We start from the raw sequence: 17715 nt of genomic DNA, 5'->3' as shown, positions 1-17715 counted from the left end.
GTGCGCTTCATCCTGCGCCGCCTGGGGTTCTTCCTCCTCACGCTCTGGGCGGCCCTCACCCTGAACTTCTTCATCCCGCGCATCATGCCGGGCGACCCGGTCGACGCACTCACCGTGCGCACCCGCGGCCGGGTCTCCCGCGGCGCGCTCGAACAGATGCTGACCTCGTTCGGCTTCAAGCCCGACCAGAACGTCGCGGTCCAGTACGCCGACTACCTGGGCCACATGTTCACCGGAAACTGGGGCCGCTCCATCGGCCAGACCCTCGGCGAACCCGTCACCAGACTCATCGGTGACGCCCTGCCGTGGACGCTCGGCCTGGTCGGCGTCACCACCGTCCTCGCCTTCCTCCTCGGCACCCTCATCGGCACGGTCGCCGGCTGGCGGCGCGGCGGCGCTCTCGACGCGATCCTCCCGCCGGTCTTCGTCGTCACCTCCGCGCTGCCCTACTTCTGGGTGGGCCTGCTCCTCATCCTGGTCTTCTCCCAGGGCACCGGCGGCGCCCTCCCCGCCAACTTCAACTACGACACGTCGATCGTGCCCGGCTTCTCCCCGGGCTTCGTCGGCAGCGTCCTGTCCCACGCGGTGCTGCCCGCGGCCACGCTCCTCATCACCACCATCGGCGGCTGGATCCTGACCATGCGCAACAACATGATCACCACGCTGGCCGAGGACTACGTGCGCATGGCCCGCGCCAAGGGCCTCAACCCGCGCCGCATCATGTACGCCTACGGCGCCCGCAACGCGATCCTCCCGAACCTCGCCGGCTTCGCCATGTCCCTCGGCTTCGTCATCTCCGGCGCGATCCTCATCGAGTACGTCTTCAACTACCCCGGCGTCGGCTACCTGCTCTACAACGCGGTCCAGAACGTCGACTACCCGCTGATGCAGGCCCTGTTCATGCTGTTCACGGTGGCCGTCCTGGTGGCGCTCCTCGCGGTGGACATCGCGACGGTGTGGCTCGATCCACGTGCGAGGGCCGCATGAGCGCCCCGACAGGGGCGCGGGGCCCTGTCAATGTGCGGCTCCGCCGCGGGGCGCGAGCAACCACGACGAAAGCGGTACCCGGCAGCCGGGGCGCGGGCCTATGGCGAGCGATCCGAGGCAACAGGAAGGCACTCACCGGCACGGTGATCCTGCTGGCGTTCACACTGATCGCCGCGTTTCCCGGCCTGTTCACCACGATCCACCACCCCGACGAAGCGACCTACACCCCCCGCCTCGACCCCTCCACCGCCCATCTCCTCGGCACCACGGCCCTGGGTCAGGACATCTACTCCCAACTGATCTACGGCACCCGCGAATCACTGATCATCGCGGTCGTCGCGGGCGCGCTCGCCACCGTCCTGTCCGTCCTCATCGGCGTCTCCGCCGCCTACCTCGGCGGCCTCGCCGACGACCTGCTCTCCCTGCTCACCAACGTCGTCCTGGTCATCCCCGCGTTCCCCCTGGTGATCATCCTGGCCAAGTACGCGGGCAAGGGCTCCCTCACCGTCATCCTCACCGTCCTCGTCCTCACCGGCTGGTCCTACGGCGCCAACCAGATGCGCGCCCAGGCCCTGTCCCTGCGCCACCGCGACTTCCTGGAATCGGCCCGGGTGCGCGGCGAGCGACGCTCGTACATCATCGTCCGCGAGGTCCTGCCGACCATGACCTCGCTCATCGTCGCCAACTTCCTCGGCGCCGCCCTGTACGCGGTCCTCAGCGCGGCCGGACTGCAGTTCCTCGGTCTCGGCGACCCGAACTCGCAGAGCTGGGGCACGATGCTCTACTGGGCCCAGAACCAGCAGGCCCTCCAGACCGGCACCCCGCTGTGGTCGATCGCCCCCGGCCTGTGCGTCGCGCTGCTCGGCGTCTCCTTCGCCCTCATCAACTACGCCTTCGACGAGATCGGCAACCCGGCCCTGCGGCCCGTACGAAGGAGGCGGCATGCCTGAGCAACCCCTGCTCGACGTCCACGACCTGACCGTCGCCCACGACACCGGTAACGGCCCGGTCGTCGCCGTCGACCACGTCCAACTCACGGTGGCGCCGGGCGAGTTCACCGCCGTCGTCGGCGAGTCCGGATGCGGCAAGTCGACCCTCCTGTTCGCCGTCACCGGCCTGCTCAACCCGCCCGCCCGCATCACCGGCGGCGCCGTCCACTTCCAGGGCACGAACCTCGTCACCCTCTCCGAACGCGAACTGAACCACCTGCGCTGGCGCGACTACTCCGTCGTCCTGCAGTCCGCCATGAACGCCCTCAACCCGGTGGCCACCCTCGCCGCCCAGTACCGGGACGCCATGGCCGCCCACGGCGCGTACACCGACGAGGAGATCCGCGCCCGCTCCGCCGAGGTCCTCGACCTCGTCGGCATCGACCCGGTCCACCTGCGCAGCTACCCGCACCAGCTCTCCGGCGGCATGCGCCAGCGCGCCATGATCGCCATGGCCCTGCTGCTCACCCCGGACCTCGTCGTCATGGACGAACCGACCTCCGCGCTCGACGTCGTCGCCCAGCGCTCCCTCATGGTGCAGATCAAGGAGCTTCAGCAACTCCTCGGGTTCGCCGTCCTGTTCGTCACCCACGACATGTCCCTGGTGAGCCACTTCTCCGACCGGCTCCTCGTCATGTACGCGGGCCAGGTCGTCGAGACCGGCCCCACCCGCAGCGTCTTCGACCACCCCGCCCACCCCTACAGCCGGGGCCTGCTGGAGGCGTTCCCCTCGATCCGCGGCCCGCGCGTCCCGCTGAAGGGCATCCCCGGCAGCCCGCCCGACCTCGCCGCACCGCCGCCCGGCTGCCGCTTCACCCCGCGCTGCCCCCTCGTGCAGCAGCAGTGCCACGAGAAGGAGCCCGGCCTGTACCCCGTCGGCGACGCCCACGCCCGCTGCCTGCTGCACGCGCCGACCGCCCCCACGGAGGTCTCCCGATGACGACCCCGCTGCTCGAACTGCGCGGTGTCACCCGCCACTTCAAGGTCGGCACCGGACTGAGCCGGCGCGCCCTGCACGCCGTGGACGACGTCGACCTCGCCGTCGGGGAGCGGGAGATCCTCGCCCTCGTCGGCGAGAGCGGCAGCGGCAAGTCCACCCTCGCCCGGCTCGTCGCCCAGGTGCACCGCCCGACCCGCGGCGAGATCCGTTACGAGGGAAAGCCGTTGAGCGAGCAACGCGGCCGCCGCGCCCAACTCGCCTACCGGGGCGCCGTCCCCATGGTCTTCCAGGACCCCTTCTCCGCCCTCAACCCGGCCTACCGCGTCTCCCACGGCATCCTGCGCGGCATCACCCTGCACCAGCCCCGGCTCACCCGCGCCGAACGGCAGACGGAGGCCGAGCGCGTCACCGAGGCGGTCGGCCTCGCCCCCGACGTCCTCGGCCGCTTCCCCCACGAACTATCCGGCGGCCAGCGCCAGCGCATCGGCTTCGCCCAGGCCCTCGCCCACCGCCCGCGCCTCATCCTCGCCGACGAACCCGTCTCCATGCTCGACGTCTCCATCCGCATCGGCCTGCTCAACGTCATGGCCGGACTGCGCGAGACCGAGAACGTCTCGATCCTCTACATCACCCACGACATCGCGAGCGCCCGCTACCTCTCCGACCGCGTCGCCGTCATGTACGGCGGCCACATCGTCGAGACCGGACCCACCGAAGAGGTCCTCGCCCACCCCCGCCACCCCTACACCGACCTCCTCCTGTCCGCCGTGCCCGACCCCCGCGCCCCCCTCGACGTCGACGCCGCGACCGCCAAGTCCGACCCGCCCGTCGTCATCGACCCCACCCCCGGCTGCCGCTTCCGCGCCCGCTGCCCGCTCGCCACCGAGGTGTGCGGCCGGGTCACCCCGCGCCTGGAGCCGGTCGCCGAGGCCCACACCGCCGCCTGCCACGTCACCGCCCCGGGAGCCGACGCGTGACGACACCCCCCGCCTGGAACCGGCAGCGCCTGCGCAGCAACAACGAATGGCTGCTCCTGGAACGCTTACGCACCTCGGGCCCGGCCTCCCGGGCCCAGCTCGCCCGCGCCAGCGGCCTGTCCAAGCCCACCGTCTCCTCCGCCCTCGCCGCGCTGGAACGCGGGGGCCTGGTCCGCGAGGCCGGCACCCACGCGGGCAGCCGCGGCCGCGTCGCCGTCCTGTACGAGCCCGACCCGCGCGCCGGACACGTCCTCGGCATCGACATCGGCCGGGCCCGGCTGCGCACCGTCGTCGCCGACCTCGCCGGCACCGTCGTCGCCCGCACCGAGACGCGCAACCGCGGCCGCAGCGCCACCGCCGTCGCCGCGGCCGCCCTCGCCTGCGCCCAGCAAGCGATATCCGAAGCAGAGCTGACGCCCGACGCCATCGTGCACACCGCCGTCGGCACCCCCGGCGTCTTCGACCGGCACACCGGCCGCGTCCGCTACGCCGTCAACCTGCCCGGCTGGGGCCGCCCCGGCCTCGTGGAACGCATGCGCGACCGCCTGGGCACCCCGCTGTCCGTCCACAACGACGCCAACCTGGCCGCGCTCGGCGAGTACACCTTCGGCGCGGGCGCGGGCAGCCGCCTCTTCGTCTACGTCCTCGTGGGCACCGGCCTCGGCATGGGCGTCGTCGCCGACGGCGAACTCTTCCTCGGCGCGCACGGCGCCGCCGGCGAGATCGGCTTCCTCCCGCTCGACGGCGTCCCGCGCTCCGGCAGCGCACCCCGGCGCGGCCTCCTGGAGGACGCGGTCTCCGCCGACGCCGTCGTCCGGGCGGCCCGCGACCGCGGCCTGACGGGACCGCTGACGGCCAAGCGCGTCTTCGACGCCGCCCGCACCGGCGACCCGGCCGCCCTGGACGCCGTACGCCAGGAAGGCGAACGGCTCGCCCTCGCCGTCGCCACCGTCACCGCCGTCCTCGACCCCGACCTGGTGATCCTCGGCGGGGGAGTGGGCGGCGGCGCCGACCTGCTCCTGACCACCGTCACCGACACCCTGCACCGCCTCACCCCGCTGCGCCCCCGCGTCGAGGCGGGCACGGCGGGCGACGACGCGGTCCTCCTGGGCGCCCTCACCACCGCCCTGCGCGCGGCCCGGCCCCTGGTCTTCGACCGGCGCACCGGCATCGCGCAGACCCATTGACGAAGTGAAAAACGAAGAAAGCCCCTCGAAGAGGGGCTTTTCTCTGTGGTGGGTCGTTCACGAATTGCGTTGACCAGGGACGATAGTCCGAATCGTTCAGGCAGTTCCCGGCGGCGCATAGATCACTCCCCGAATAGTTGCGTGCGCATGGACCCGCCCATCCGGATCACCCAGGGAGTGTGTGACTCTTCGGTTCAGCGCAGGCCCTCCATATGCGATGCACGGGATCGAGGCATGCGGCTAAGACGCCGGTAGCGGGAGCTCACCACAGCAGCCACAAGGAGAGTGACACTAGCCCGTTAGCACTGTAAACGCGCTCACGGATTCTGAGGCATGTGCTTTCGTGTACTGTTGCCGCCATGCAGGACGAAGGATCCGCTGCAGAGCCAGTCGTCACCGCAGCCCAGATCGCCCGGCTCGCCGGTGTCACGCGAGCCGCAGTCGCCAATTGGCGACGTCGACACGACGACTTCCCGGCCCCCAGCGGTGGCACGGCGGCAAGCCCGCTCTTCTCCTTGGCCGAGGTCGAGGCATGGCTGGCGGGACAGCGCAAGGGCCGAGGAGTCTCGGCGGAGGTCGCTCTCTGGCAAGCCCTGCGCGCTGCGTACGGCGACGACATGACGGCCGCGCTCGTGGACACCGGCTCCCATCTGACGGGCGAGACCACCACGGCCCTCCCGGACCCGATCCGTGAAGCCGTGGACCGACTGGCCTCCGAACGCGCTTCCTCGCAACTCTTCGAGGACCTGCTCACCCGGCTCCTCACCTCGGCAGGCCGCAGCGGTGTGCAGGCGATTACGTCTCCTCGCCTCATCCGGGCCTTCGTCCACTTCGCGGGGACGACCGAGGGACCCGTCTACGACCCGGCCTGCGGGACGGGATCGCTCCTGCTCGCGGTTGCCGGGCAGACGTCTGCCGTCCACACCGGCCAGGAGATCAGCCCTGGACTAGTGAGGCTGGCCGAGCTAAGAGCGCGGCTCGGCGGCTCTCGCACCGTCCGGATCGAAGCCGGAGACTCACTCCGGGACGACCGGCACCCCCACCTCCGGGCCCAGCTCGTTGTCTGTGAACCGCCGTTGGGCCAGACCGACTGGGGCCGTGAAGAGCTCCTGCTCGACCCGCGCTGGGAGCTGGGTGCACCCCCGCGCGCGGAGGGCGATCTGGCCTGGCTCCAGCACTGCTACTTTCACACCGCTCCCGGCGGCCGTGCTCTCATCGCTCTCGCCCCGTCCGCCGCATACCGCAGGAGCGGCCGCCGGATCCGAGCGGAGCTGGTACGCAGGGGGGCCCTCTCCTCGGTCATCTCCCTGCCGTCGGGATTCGCGACCAGTCACAACCTGCCGCTCCACCTGTGGGAATTGCGCCGGCCAGGGACACCGGGCGAAGAGGTCCGGTCTGTCCGCATGATCGACCTCACGGCGAACGATCCGGACGGCCCCCTGGAACCGACCCCGGACCAGATCGCACACGTACCGTTGATCGACCTCATCCACGAAGAGGTGGACCTTAGCCCGTCCGCGTACGTGACTGCGGCCCAACCCGACTACCCATCCGAATACACGGCCCTCCGCGCCTCACTCGAACAAAAGCTACGACAACTGGCCGAGTTGCTGCCCGCGCTACCACCGGGACCTGGAGCGGGATCCCTGGACGAGATCGCCTCGGTGGGGGTCGGCGACCTGGTCCAGGCGGGCCTGGTCCGCACGGAGGACGGCGAGGCGTCATCCGTGAGCGACCAGCTCGACACGGACTACCTGCGAGGGTTCCTCCGCAGCGCGGGCAACACGCGCCGCAATACCTCGGCCACCGGCACTCACAGGGCAGAACTCCGCAGCGCCCAGCTGCCCCAGATGGACATCGCGCAGCAGCGCCGGTACGGACTGGCCTTCCGCGACTTGGGCGAGTTCGAGCGAAGGCTCAAGGAAATTGCCAGGATGGGCGACCAAGCCGCGCGCCTGGCCCACGACGGACTGACCAACGGAGCCCTGGGGCCGCCCCGGACGGCCGCAACGGAGCATCCCCACGCCATGCCACCACATAGAGCGACACGAGAAGGTGCCGAGTGAGCAACACCAACCAGGAACTTGCCGACTTCATCTGGTCGGTGGCCGACTTGCTGCGGGGCGACTACAAACGCTCGGAGTACGCCAAGGTCATCCTGCCGCTCACGGTACTTCGCCGGTTCGACTGCGTGATGGAGGCAAAGGGAACCCGCCAGGCGGTGCGGGACCGGGACGCCTCGTACGCCGGCGAGAAGAAGGATGGGCTGCTGCTTGGCATCTCGGGGCTGCCGTTCTACAACACCTCGAAGCAGAACTTCGAGACCATCGGCAGCGACGACAAGAACGTCTACGCCAACCTCAAGGACTACATCCGCGGCTTCTCCAGCGAAGTCACCGAGATCATCGACCGCTACGACTTCCACATCCAGATCGAGCGCCTCAAAGACGCCGATCTGCTGTACCTGGTGGTCCAGGAGTTCGCGGCAATCGACCTCAGCCCCGAGAAGGTCAGCAACCACGACATGGGCTACGTCTTCGAAGAGCTGATCCGCAAGTTCGCGGACGCCTCCAACGAGACGGCCGGTGAACACTTCACCCCGCGCGAAGTGGTCAAGCTGATGGTCGAGCTGCTGCTCGGTCCCGACGAGGCACGCATCCGCAAGCCCGGGGCGGTCCTCGACATCCTGGACCCGGCCTGCGGCACCGGCGGCATGCTCGCCGCGGCCGAGGAACACATCAGGAAGATCAAGCCCGGCGCACGCATCAACCTGTTCGGTCAGGAAATCAATGCCGAGTCGTACGCGATCTGCCGCTCCGACATGCTCCTTAAGGGGCACAAGGCCGAGAACATCCGGTTCGGCAACACCTTCACCCGCGACTGGCACGAGGACCGCCGGTTCAGCTACATGCTGGCCAACCCGCCGTTCGGCGTCGAATGGAGGAAGTCGGAGAAAGCTGTCCGCGAGGAGCATGAAGGCCTCGGCTTCGCCGGCCGCTTCGGGGCGGGCCTCCCTCGCATCAACGACGGTTCCTTCCTCTTCCTCCAGCACATGCTCCACAAGATGCAACCCTTGAAGAAGGACGAGAGCGGGGACGAGATCGGCGGCTCCCGCATCGCCATCGTCTTCAACGGCTCGCCGCTCTTCACCGGCAGCGCTGGCTCCGGCGAGTCGGAGATCCGCCGCTGGATCCTGGAGAACGACTACCTAGAGACCATCGTCGGCCTCCCCGACCAGCTCTTCTACAACACCGGCATCTCGACGTACTTCTGGATCCTCAGCAACCGCAAGCCCGCGCACCGCAAGGGCAAGGTCGTCATGATCGACGCCCGCGGGGAGTGGGTGAAGCGGCGCAAGTCCCTCGGCGAGAAACGTAAGGAGATCGCCGATGAGCAGATCGCTGGCATCTGCGCGATCTACCGCGACGCGGAACACATCGCGCAGGACGAGTTCCATCCGCAGCACGCAAAAGTCAAGATCCTCCGTAATGAGGCATTCGGCTACCAGCGCATCACAGTCGACCGCCCGCTGAAGCTCCGCTTCGAGGTCACGGAGGACACACTCACAGCACTGTCCGCGTCGGCGGCGCTCCAGAAAGTCCTCGGCGACAAGACGATGGACGCGGCAGAGGTGGCCAAGCGGCAGGCCGCGTTCGTAGCAGCCCTGCAACCCCTGACCGGACAGATCTGGCATACCAAGGCCGAAGCCTGGGACGCCTTGCACAAGGCCGTCACCTCGGCCGGCCTGATCTGGCCGTCGAGCGCGCCGGTCCAGAAGGCACTCCGGGAGGCGGTTGGCGTACGCGACCCAAAGGGCGAGGTTCAGTACGCGAACGCGAAGAAGAATCAGATCGAGCACGACCCTGACCTCCGCGACGCGGAGAACGTCCCGATGGACCAGGACATCGACGACTACCTGGCGGAAGAAGTCACGCCGCATGTCGAAGACGCATGGATCGCCGAGACCAAGAACCCGAAGACCAAACTGAACGAACGCTCCAAGATCGGCTACGAAATCCCGTTCACGCGCCACTTCTATGTGTATGAGCCACCACGCCCACTGTCAGTGATCGACGCGGAGCTGAAGTCGCTTGAGACAGAGATCTGGGAGCTTTTGGGGGAGGTGACGGAATGAGCAACACCGTCATGCTTAAACGTGTCGCGCTAGTCCAGTACGGGCTGGGGCAGCCCCCGAAGCTGTCCACCGACGGAATCCCAATCCTGCGCGCAACCAATATCACCCGAGGGAAGATCACCGAACCGGGTCTCCTGCGAGCCCGTTTGGAAGATCTACCACTCGATCGAGCTCCGCTGCTCAAAGAGGGTGAAATTCTTGTGGTGCGAAGCGGTGCATACACGGGAGACTCGGCCCGAATTACCGCAAAGTGGGCTGGTAGTGCACCTGGATATGACCTCCGAGTTACGCCCCTTGCCATAAATTCTCGATACTTGGCATACGCGCTGTTGGGTATCGCCGCACAAGATCAAATCAAACTGGTCAGCTCACGAGCAGCGCAACCCCATCTCAATGCCGAGGAGCTCGGCGAGCTGCAAATCTGGATGCCCTCAAGCGACGAACAGCGCCGCATCGCCGACTTTCTCGACGCCGAGACTTCCCGCATCGATCGGCTTTTGGCACTGCAAACCACGGTTCTGGAACGACTGGACGAACGCGAATCAGCAATCGTGGATCTCGCCATCGATGAGTTGATCGATCGCGTGGGCACCACGCCGTTCCGACGCTTCATCATTGCGATGGATCAGGGTTCAAGTCCGCAATGTGACGCGGTCCCTGCAAGTGATGACGAGTGGGGTGTTCTGAAGGTGAGTTGCCTCAGGCCAGGTTCATTCTTCCCCGACCAGAACAAACGACTCCCCGAGGACGCCGTACCAGACGTACGCAATGAGGTTCGTGAGGGTGACGTACTCATCACGCGCGCCAACACACCCCAGTTGGTCGGCTCAACGGCGGTTGTACCTGCGGTTCGCCGCAAGCTACTACTCTCTGACAAGATTTTCCGAGTCGGCCTCTCACCCTTGCTGGACGCTCATTACGTCGCTTGGATCGCACGCGGAACCCGCGTGCGATCCTTTTCCTCTGCCTCCTCAAACGGCGCATCTCAGTCGATGGCGAATATCCGCTTCGAAGAAGTGAAGGAGTGGCCAATTCCGCATATTGACCTGCCTGAGCAGAAAAGAGTCGTAGCCGAGTTGGATCGAAGCCGCATGCAGACGGACGCTTTGCGCAGCCGTATCACCCGCCAGCTCACCCTCCTCGCCGAACGCCGCCAGGCCCTCATCACCGCCGCCGTGACCGGCCAGTTCGACGTGTCCACTGCATCGGGCCGAGGAGAGGACTGATCCATGACTCCCGTGATCCGCGTCGATGACGAGAAGGCATTCGAGAACGCCGTAGAGGCGGGACTCCGTGCCCAGGGCTGGGATCCCGGCCTGGCCAACACCTACAACCACGAACTCGGCATCGACACCGGCGAGTTGTCCGCCTTCCTCCGCACATCGCAGAACGACTCCTGGCTCCGCCTTCAGGCCGAGTACGGGGAGGGTGAGGAAGCCTCCACTCAGCGTTTCGCCAAGCGCGTCGCTCAGCAGATCGATGCGCGCGGTGTGCTCGACGTGCTCCGGCGCGGGGTGAACGACCGCAACGTGAAGCTCCAACTCGCATACTTCCGGCCGGCGCACACCCTCGCCGCCAACGCCCTGCGTGAGTACGACGCCAACCGGCTCACGTACGTACGGCAGTTCCACTATTCGGCGAAGACACCGGCCAAGTCCGTGGACGTGGCCTTCTTTCTCAACGGGCTCCCCCTGGCCTCGGTCGAGCTGAAGAACCACTTCACCAGGCAGAACGTCGAAGAGGCTCTCCACCAGTACCGCACCGACCGGGATCCGAAGGAACTCTTCTTCGCCAAGCGCACCCTGGTGCACTTCGCCGTCGACCCGACCCTAGCCTTCCTCAGCACCCGGCTGGCCGGGAAGAAGACCCGGTTCCTGCCGTTCAACACCGGCTCCCGCGGGCCCGGCGTCGACGGCACCGCGGGCAACCCGCCGCGCCCCGCCGAGGGTGAGGACGACAGCACGTACCCGGTGTCCTACCTCTGGGAGCACGTCTGGGCGCGGGACAACTGGCTCGAACTGCTGGAACGGTATCTGCACGTCGAGGACGAGCAGGCCAAGGCTGGCAAGTCCCCCTCGTACCGCCCCGGCCTCGCGCACACCCAGCCGCTTATCTTCCCCCGCTACCACCAGTGGCACGCCGTCCGGCAGCTCACCGCCCACGCTGGCCGCGTCGGCGCCGGGGAGAACTACCTCATCCAGCACTCGGCGGGATCTGGCAAGTCCAACACCATCGCCTGGCTCGCCCACCGGCTGTCGTCCCTGCACACTCCGGAAGACCCCGCGCTGCTCGGTGAGGCCATCCGCGAGAAGGGACTGGGGCCCAACCAGCCGGTCTTCGACAAGGTGATTGTCATCACCGACCGGAGAGTCCTGGACAAGCAACTCCAGGACACCATCTACCAGTTCACCCACACCCCGGGTGTAGTGGTCCGGGTCGACGAGGACTCCAACCAACTGGCCGATGCGCTCACCGGTTCCACCGCGCGAATCGTCATCACCACCCTGCAGAAGTTTCCGTTCATACTGAAGAAGGTCGGCGGGCTCGGCAGGCTCCGCTACGCGGTGATCATCGACGAGGCGCACTCGTCGCAGGGCGGCGACGGCTCGGCCGCGCTGAAGAAAGCCCTGGGGGCCAAGGCCGTCGACGCGGATGGTGACCCGTTGACCGCTGAGGCGCTGGCCCGCGGACAGCAGCCGAACATGTCGTTCTTCGCTTTCACCGCGACCCCGAAGGCGAAGACCCTCGAACTCTTCGGTACCAAGGCCCCAGACACTGGACGGCCGAGCCCGTTCCACGTGTACTCGATGCGCCAGGCCATCGATGAGGGCTTCATCCTCAACGTGCTCGACACGTTCATCACCCACGCCACCTACTTCAAGCTGCACAACGATGCGGTCGAAGAGGTCGAACGCCAGGTGGATCCGCGCAAGGCCCGCTCCCAGCTCGTGCGTGCGGCGCTGTTGTCCGAGGCGTCGATGGATCAGCGGGCAAAGATCATGGTCGATCACTTCCGCTCCCACAGTGCGGGCCGGCTCGGCGGCCGGGCCAAGGCCATGGTGGTCACCCCCAGCCGCGAGCACGCGGTCCGGCTCTACCAGGCGATCCGCAAGTACGTGGACGAGCGGGGTGCCACCGACTGTGCCGCGCTCGTCGCGTTCTCCGGCGCGCTGACCGTGAACGACGTCGAGTACACCGAGTCCAAGCTCAACGGCTTTCCGGAGAAGGAGCTCCCGGGCCGCTTCGCCTACGTGCGCGCCGATGACCCGAACCGGCCGTCCGTGCCCAAGCCCGAGTACCGGATCCTCGTCGTCGCCGAGAAGTACCAGACGGGCTTCGACCAGCCGCTGCTGACGACGATGTACGTGGACAAGCCGCTCGCCAACGTCGCCGCCGTACAGACCCTCTCGCGTCTCAACCGAACCCACCCGCTGAAGTCCCAGGAAGACCTGTTCGTTTTGGACTTCGCCAACAAGTGGGAGGTGATCCGGGACGCCTTCCAGGACTACTACGAGACGACGCGCACCGAGCCGGCCGACCCCAACCTGCTCTTCGACCGGCAGGACGAGGTCATGGGCTACCGGCTGCTCGTGGAATCCGAGATGGATGCCCTCGTCAAGGCGTACTTCGATGCCCTCGATGAAGGCCGCGCCTCCGAGGATGAGGTCAAGAAGGCACACGCGCGGCTCTACCACTACACAGCACCCGCAGTGGACCGTTTCATCAGCCTCCTCGCTCAAGAACCGGACAAGGCCCAGGAGTTCCGCCGGGCCCTGGAGTCGTACGTCAAGGCGTACGGCTGGCTCTCCCACGTCATCGGGTTCGAGAACACGGAACTGGAGCGACTCTTCCAGTACGGGCGGTTCCTGCTCCGACGACTCCCCCGCCCCGACGGCACCGCCGCCGCCGACATCGGCGAAACGGTGCCCAGCCACATGCTGGTCAAGCAGACCGGGACCCCCGAACTGCAGTTGGAGCCGGTGGGCGATCAGGTCCTACCGGGCCTTGTCGCCCAGGCGGCCGGCGCGTCGGTCGAGGTCGAGGAGAAGACGCTCGCCGAGGTCATCCAGTCCATCAACGACGAGCTCGGTGCCGAGCTCTCCACGGCGGACCAGATCCTCCTCGGCCAGCTCGTCGCAGTGATCTCCGAGGACGTCGACATGCAGGAGGTGGCTCTCGCCCAGGACGAGGAGACGTACGGGCGGGAACTCGCCAAGGACATGGATGCGTTCGTCATAAGGCAGGCACAGTCCAACGATGCCCTGATGGTGCGGTACTTCGACGACGAGAAGGTGAACCGCCTGTTTCGGCAGGTCGCCACGGCCCAGTCGTACCAGCTGATCCGCCGCCCCGCGCGCAGGGCAGCGGAGATCCAGGCAACCGCCGAACGCGCGGCCGAGCTGAAGGCCCACGAATTTCAGCGCCGTAGTCCTGACGCACCGTAGCCTGCACGGACGATCACGACGATCACCTTGAGGGAGAGGGCCGGCATGGGGGACGACATGGCGCCGACCGAGGAGGCAGGGCAGCCGGCGAGAGTGCTCGCGGGCCGGTACCGGCTGCACTCGCCCATCGGCAGGGGCGGCATGGGTGAGGTGTGGCGCGCCTACGACGAGCGCCTCGACCGGCGCGTCGCCGTCAAGATGATGCTCGACGAGCAGTCGAACTGCTACGCGATACAGGACACCGTCTACCAAAGGACTCTCGACGTCCGTCGTCAGCGCTTCCTGCGCGAAGTACGGACGACCGCCTCGCTCCACGAACACCCTTCAATCCCCGCCGTCTACGACACCGGGTTCGATGAGGAGAGCGGGCGGCTGTACGTGGTGATGCAGCTACTCAAGGGGCGTGAAGTCCAGACTCTCATCGACGAGACGGACTACGACTACGAGCCGCTGCCTGTCTCCTGGGCGGCAGCCATTGGTGCCCAGATCGCCTCCGCCCTGGACGAGGTCCATCGCCACGACGTCATCCACCGCGACATCAAGCCGGCCAACCTCATGCTGACCCCCGGCGGGGTCGTGAAGGTCCTCGACTTCGGTATCGCGGCCCTCCGCGGCAGCGGCTCGAACCCCCATCTGACCCAGCCGGGAATGACCGTTGGTACCCCGGCCTACATGTCACCGGAGCAGAGCCTGGCCAACGCGGTCGGACCGGCCGCCGACATCTACGCCCTCGCCTGCGTGATCTACCAACTCCTCACAGGGACCACCCCCTTCACCGACTCCGGCGGCAAGTCCCTCCCCTGGCACCACGTACACACTCCGCCCCCCGCGGTCGGCGCGCTCCGGTCCGACGCACCCAAAGAGATCGAGCAGTTGCTGCTCGGCATGCTTCACAAGGAATCCGAGCACCGGATGTCCGCGGCAACGGTCTACGAAGCCCTGCTGCCGCTGGCGGCACTGGGCGCCTCGCCCGGCACACCGCCGCTGCTCACCGCCGACGGCCTCGACCTTGACCCGTGTACGCCCTTCACCCGGCCGTTCGGCGGATCGGTGCGGAGCGGAGGCGGGCGGGCAGGCGCGTACACACCGACCGAGGTGAACACCACGGCCGCGGTGGAACCGGACAAGCCGCCGATCGGCCCCGACGAGGCCGACAGAATCACCGATCGCGCATCCGACCTCGCCGCCCTCGGCCGGTTCACGCAGGCCATCGACGTCCTGGCAGAGGCGCTTGACAGGGTCGTGGACGACACTCTGGCGGACGAGTTGACACTGTCCCTGGCCCACGTCCAGTTCCTCGCTGGCGCACACAGCGAAGCGCTGGATCTCTTCCAGCGGGCCGCCGGCGGATTCGGCAGGCGGTTCGGCCCGGATGACGACGATATGCGGCTCTGCCTCTACTACATCGCCGTCTGCCGCATGGAGCTCGGAGAGACCACCGCCGCGGTCGGCGCGTACCAGACCTATGTCCAGTACGCGCCTGACGAGGAGGACGAGGCCGCCGTGGCCCGCCATCTGGATGCACTCGCGCAGATCATGCGCCTGGAAGCGGTCTCGGAACGGCACATGCAGGCACAGGCCGCCGCCCTCGCCCTCCGCGAGGCGACGCACCGCTACCGCGGGCCACAAGCCCCAGAACTGGCCGACCTCGACGGATTCATCCAGCGGCTTCGGCACTTCGAATAGACACAGGGAAAGGTCCGGTCCGCACGAAGACCGGGTCCCTTCACCACGTGCCCGTTCAGTCGTCGTCGTTCTGGCCGTCGAGCCACTCGGTGGCCAGCTCGTACAGATTCCGCTTGCCGTCGGCGGTCCAGCGCGCCGGCCCTTGGACCGAGACCGGCGCCTCCTCCCAACATGCGAGTTCCCACATCTTCAAGACCAGCTTGTTGGCGCTGTACGCCTGCCGGTCGTAGGCCCAGAGCAGCGGCTTGCCGCGATCGTTCTGCCATGTGGCCTGCGCCCTGCGGGAGTCGGCCGCAAGCCAGGCTTGCAGCGCACGCTTCTCCAGGTCGTTGCCCGGCACGTACGTCAGCGGAGTGTTGTCGCCCAGGATCCCGGCGTTGACCAACGTCGGCACCGTGTTGGGGCGCCGCCTCTTCCGTGCTCGCTGAGCAGGTACCTGATAGTTCTCCGGCATATCCGGTACGTCCCCACCTCTTCGAACATCGGGCAGCACCAGTCGGGCAAGCTCCCGGCAGCGGGTCTCATTAGTGAACGTGCTGGTGAGGAAGGAGGTAGAGCCGTACGTCCCGTCGACGTGATGGATCAGCCAGGCGAGAACGGATTCGGTGAAGGCCGGCACAGACACCAACACGCGAGAGATGTCGAATGCGGGGTCGTCGATGTCCTCGATGTCGACGAGTTGGAACACCAGATGGGAAATAAGCAGGTCTCCGCGACGTGTGGCCTCTTCTGCTCGGCCGTTCACACGCTTACGCTGGGCGTCGAGGGCATCCCCCACCGCACGGTGGATCAGCACGCTGCGCCAGATCCGGAATGCGCTGGGTGCCTCGCCGAAAAGGCGCGGGTAGGCTCCGCTGCGGCCACGTTCCCATAGCAGATCCGTGTCCCGCTTGGCCCGCACGGTGAGTTCGGGCGTCCGGTGAGCGCAGGCCAGCGCGATTGCCGCGTGGACGACGGAGCAGCCGGACTCCGGTGCCGGATCCGCCTCTCCGCGCTTGAACACATACATTTTCTGCAGCGAGAGGTCGAAGTCCTCACGGATGGCCGCTTGCGTGTCGTCGAGCGCCACAAAATCGCGCTGGGAAACGTCGTTCTGGGTGTTCGTCGTCTCCGTGATCCGGGCCGCGTACCGCTGCCGCTCGCTGCCCAGAGAGAAGACCCTGACCGTCACATCCGCGGTTTCGACGGTGTCTGGGGTCAGCGTCATCGCTTTGTGGATCTCACTCACGGTCTGCGCGCCGTTGACCACGCTGGCGTTCTTGATGCCGAGTTCGACCGGCTCGTCGGGGCGCCGCCGTCCCGGCCAGGTGGGCTCGATCTCGTCACAGAGGATGGTGATGCCGTTGTTGAAGTACCAAAAGTTGTCTGGCTCCTCAGCCAGAGTGGTCTGGATACCGGAGTTGATGCGTGTGAGCCCGAGCGACTGGCGAATGTTGTCCTCGAATAGCCTGGCCCCGTGTTCCTCGTACCAGTTCGCGACATCGGAGGCGGCGACCGATCCCTGATAGGCGGGAAACGGCAGATCCCGCTTGATCCATTGCGGCATGCGGACCTTGATGCCGACCGGCTCCGGCTCAAGGTCATGCTTCAGCTGTTGAAGCAGTTCACCCGCGCCCATGAGCCGGTGGTCCAGCATCGGGCCGAGACCGTAGTGATCCTCGGCCGCGCGGTCCAGGATGGCGATGGTGTCCGCGTGCAGAGGGTCGTTTCCGACGACCGCAATCACCAGTGTGATCTTCAATCGGGTGTCGGCGAATGCCGAGTCGAGCTTGGCCGTGAAGGGTTGCAGCTTGCTGTTGAACTGATCGAACTGACGTTGTTCCAGAAGGCGCAGTCCGTCGATGAACGCACGCGCCGCATCGGTATGGAATCCAGCGGTGCCCGAATCCTTCCACTTCGCCTGAACGAGCCAGACCTGCGCGCCGTCCGTCACGGCGACTGCGTCGATGCCATTGTCCCGGCTGCCGTCGATCACTGCTTCCGCGCAGACCTTGGCGTCCCAGCCAGTCACCCTGCGGATGGCCGTCGCGGCTACAGCACGCGATAGAAATGCCCGGTCACGCTCCGCCTCGGAGTTCCGCTGCAAATCGCTTTCGTCGATCAATCCTCGGTACCCGCGCACAAGACCCTCACGAATCTGATGCAGCTCCAACGCCGTCGGCCGGACCGGCCCTCGCCCTGCGTTCCCCGCAGCCACGCTCGCCCCACCTCGTCTTCATTTAAGCGATCATCCAAGCGTTGCCAGGCTATCCGCGCAGGTGGCGAGTCATCTACGGATTCAGTTACCAGGGCGAGCACAGAGCCGCTCCACCACCCTCGCCAGTGACGGCGAGCCGCTGCCCAAGATGAACGCCCTCGGCCGCATCCAG

At 67.2% G+C, this 17715-nt stretch carries 11 protein-coding genes; 10 read left to right on the top strand and 1 reads right to left on the bottom strand.

Going from position 1 to position 17715, the window contains the following annotated elements:
* From ABII15_RS07915 to ABII15_RS07870, 10 genes are all read left to right on the top strand, one after another.
* Positions 1-987: an ABC transporter permease gene (locus ABII15_RS07915; protein ID WP_353941557.1), complete on the top strand. Its 987-nt coding sequence runs from the start codon at positions 1-3 to the stop codon at positions 985-987.
* 143 nt (positions 988-1130) lie between these two features.
* A complete protein-coding gene (locus ABII15_RS07910; protein WP_353941556.1) occupies positions 1131-1937 on the top strand; it encodes an ABC transporter permease in 807 nt (268 codons plus the stop codon).
* Positions 1930-2916: an ABC transporter ATP-binding protein gene (locus ABII15_RS07905; RefSeq protein WP_353941555.1), complete on the top strand. Its 987-nt coding sequence runs from the start codon at positions 1930-1932 to the stop codon at positions 2914-2916. Before ABII15_RS07910 ends, ABII15_RS07905 begins: the two co-directional genes overlap by 8 nt.
* Positions 2913-3893 (top strand): ABC transporter ATP-binding protein, encoded by a 981-nt coding sequence (locus ABII15_RS07900; RefSeq protein WP_353941554.1) that lies wholly within the window; start codon positions 2913-2915, stop codon positions 3891-3893. Before ABII15_RS07905 ends, ABII15_RS07900 begins: the two co-directional genes overlap by 4 nt.
* Entirely contained in the window at positions 3890-5080 is a 1191-nt protein-coding gene (locus ABII15_RS07895) for an ROK family transcriptional regulator (RefSeq protein ID WP_353941553.1), read from the top strand. Before ABII15_RS07900 ends, ABII15_RS07895 begins: the two co-directional genes overlap by 4 nt.
* A 359-nt stretch (positions 5081-5439) precedes the next feature.
* Positions 5440-7146, top strand: coding sequence for an N-6 DNA methylase (locus tag ABII15_RS07890; protein WP_168088450.1), 1707 nt, complete (start codon positions 5440-5442; stop codon positions 7144-7146).
* Positions 7143-9215 carry a class I SAM-dependent DNA methyltransferase gene (locus tag ABII15_RS07885; protein ID WP_353941552.1) on the top strand — a complete coding sequence of 691 codons (2073 nt, stop codon included), beginning with the start codon at positions 7143-7145 and terminating at the stop codon, positions 9213-9215. Before ABII15_RS07890 ends, ABII15_RS07885 begins: the two co-directional genes overlap by 4 nt.
* Positions 9212-10441 (top strand): restriction endonuclease subunit S, encoded by a 1230-nt coding sequence (locus tag ABII15_RS07880; protein WP_353941551.1) that lies wholly within the window; start codon positions 9212-9214, stop codon positions 10439-10441. The genes ABII15_RS07885 and ABII15_RS07880 overlap by 4 nt, the downstream gene beginning before the upstream one ends.
* Positions 10442-10444: 3 nt before the next feature.
* Positions 10445-13660 carry a type I restriction endonuclease gene (locus ABII15_RS07875; RefSeq protein ID WP_353941550.1) on the top strand — a complete coding sequence of 1072 codons (3216 nt, stop codon included), beginning with the start codon at positions 10445-10447 and terminating at the stop codon, positions 13658-13660.
* Between the two features lie 45 nt (positions 13661-13705).
* On the top strand, positions 13706-15346 hold the full coding sequence (locus tag ABII15_RS07870) for a serine/threonine-protein kinase (RefSeq protein ID WP_353941549.1): 1641 nt from the start codon (positions 13706-13708) through the stop codon (positions 15344-15346).
* A 55-nt stretch (positions 15347-15401) separates the two neighbouring features.
* On the opposite strand, the gene ABII15_RS07865 is transcribed toward ABII15_RS07870, so the two are convergent.
* Entirely contained in the window at positions 15402-17450 is a 2049-nt protein-coding gene (locus tag ABII15_RS07865; RefSeq protein ID WP_353941548.1) for an AIPR family protein, read from the bottom strand.
* Positions 17451-17715 lie beyond the last annotated feature (265 nt).

It is taken from the genome of Streptomyces sp. HUAS MG91 (assembly GCF_040529335.1).
In the GTDB taxonomy this organism is placed as follows: domain Bacteria; phylum Actinomycetota; class Actinomycetes; order Streptomycetales; family Streptomycetaceae; genus Streptomyces; species Streptomyces tabacisoli.
Note: the sequence above shows the minus strand (reverse complement) of the source record. Positions and strands in the feature narration are given on the sequence as shown.

What these genes read in the sequence shown, in the direction of transcription:
- ABII15_RS07900 (WP_353941554.1), top strand. Translation starts at nt 2,913, where the DNA reads ATGACGACCCCGCTGCTCGAACTGCGCGGTGTCACCCGCCACTTCAAG.
- ABII15_RS07880 (WP_353941551.1), top strand. Translation starts at nt 9,212, where the DNA reads ATGAGCAACACCGTCATGCTTAAACGTGTCGCGCTAGTCCAGTACGGG.
- ABII15_RS07875 (WP_353941550.1), top strand. Translation starts at nt 10,445, where the DNA reads ATGACTCCCGTGATCCGCGTCGATGACGAGAAGGCATTCGAGAACGCC.
- ABII15_RS07870 (WP_353941549.1), top strand. Translation starts at nt 13,706, where the DNA reads ATGGGGGACGACATGGCGCCGACCGAGGAGGCAGGGCAGCCGGCGAGA.
- ABII15_RS07905 (WP_353941555.1), top strand. Translation starts at nt 1,930, where the DNA reads ATGCCTGAGCAACCCCTGCTCGACGTCCACGACCTGACCGTCGCCCAC.
- ABII15_RS07890 (WP_168088450.1), top strand. Translation starts at nt 5,440, where the DNA reads ATGCAGGACGAAGGATCCGCTGCAGAGCCAGTCGTCACCGCAGCCCAG.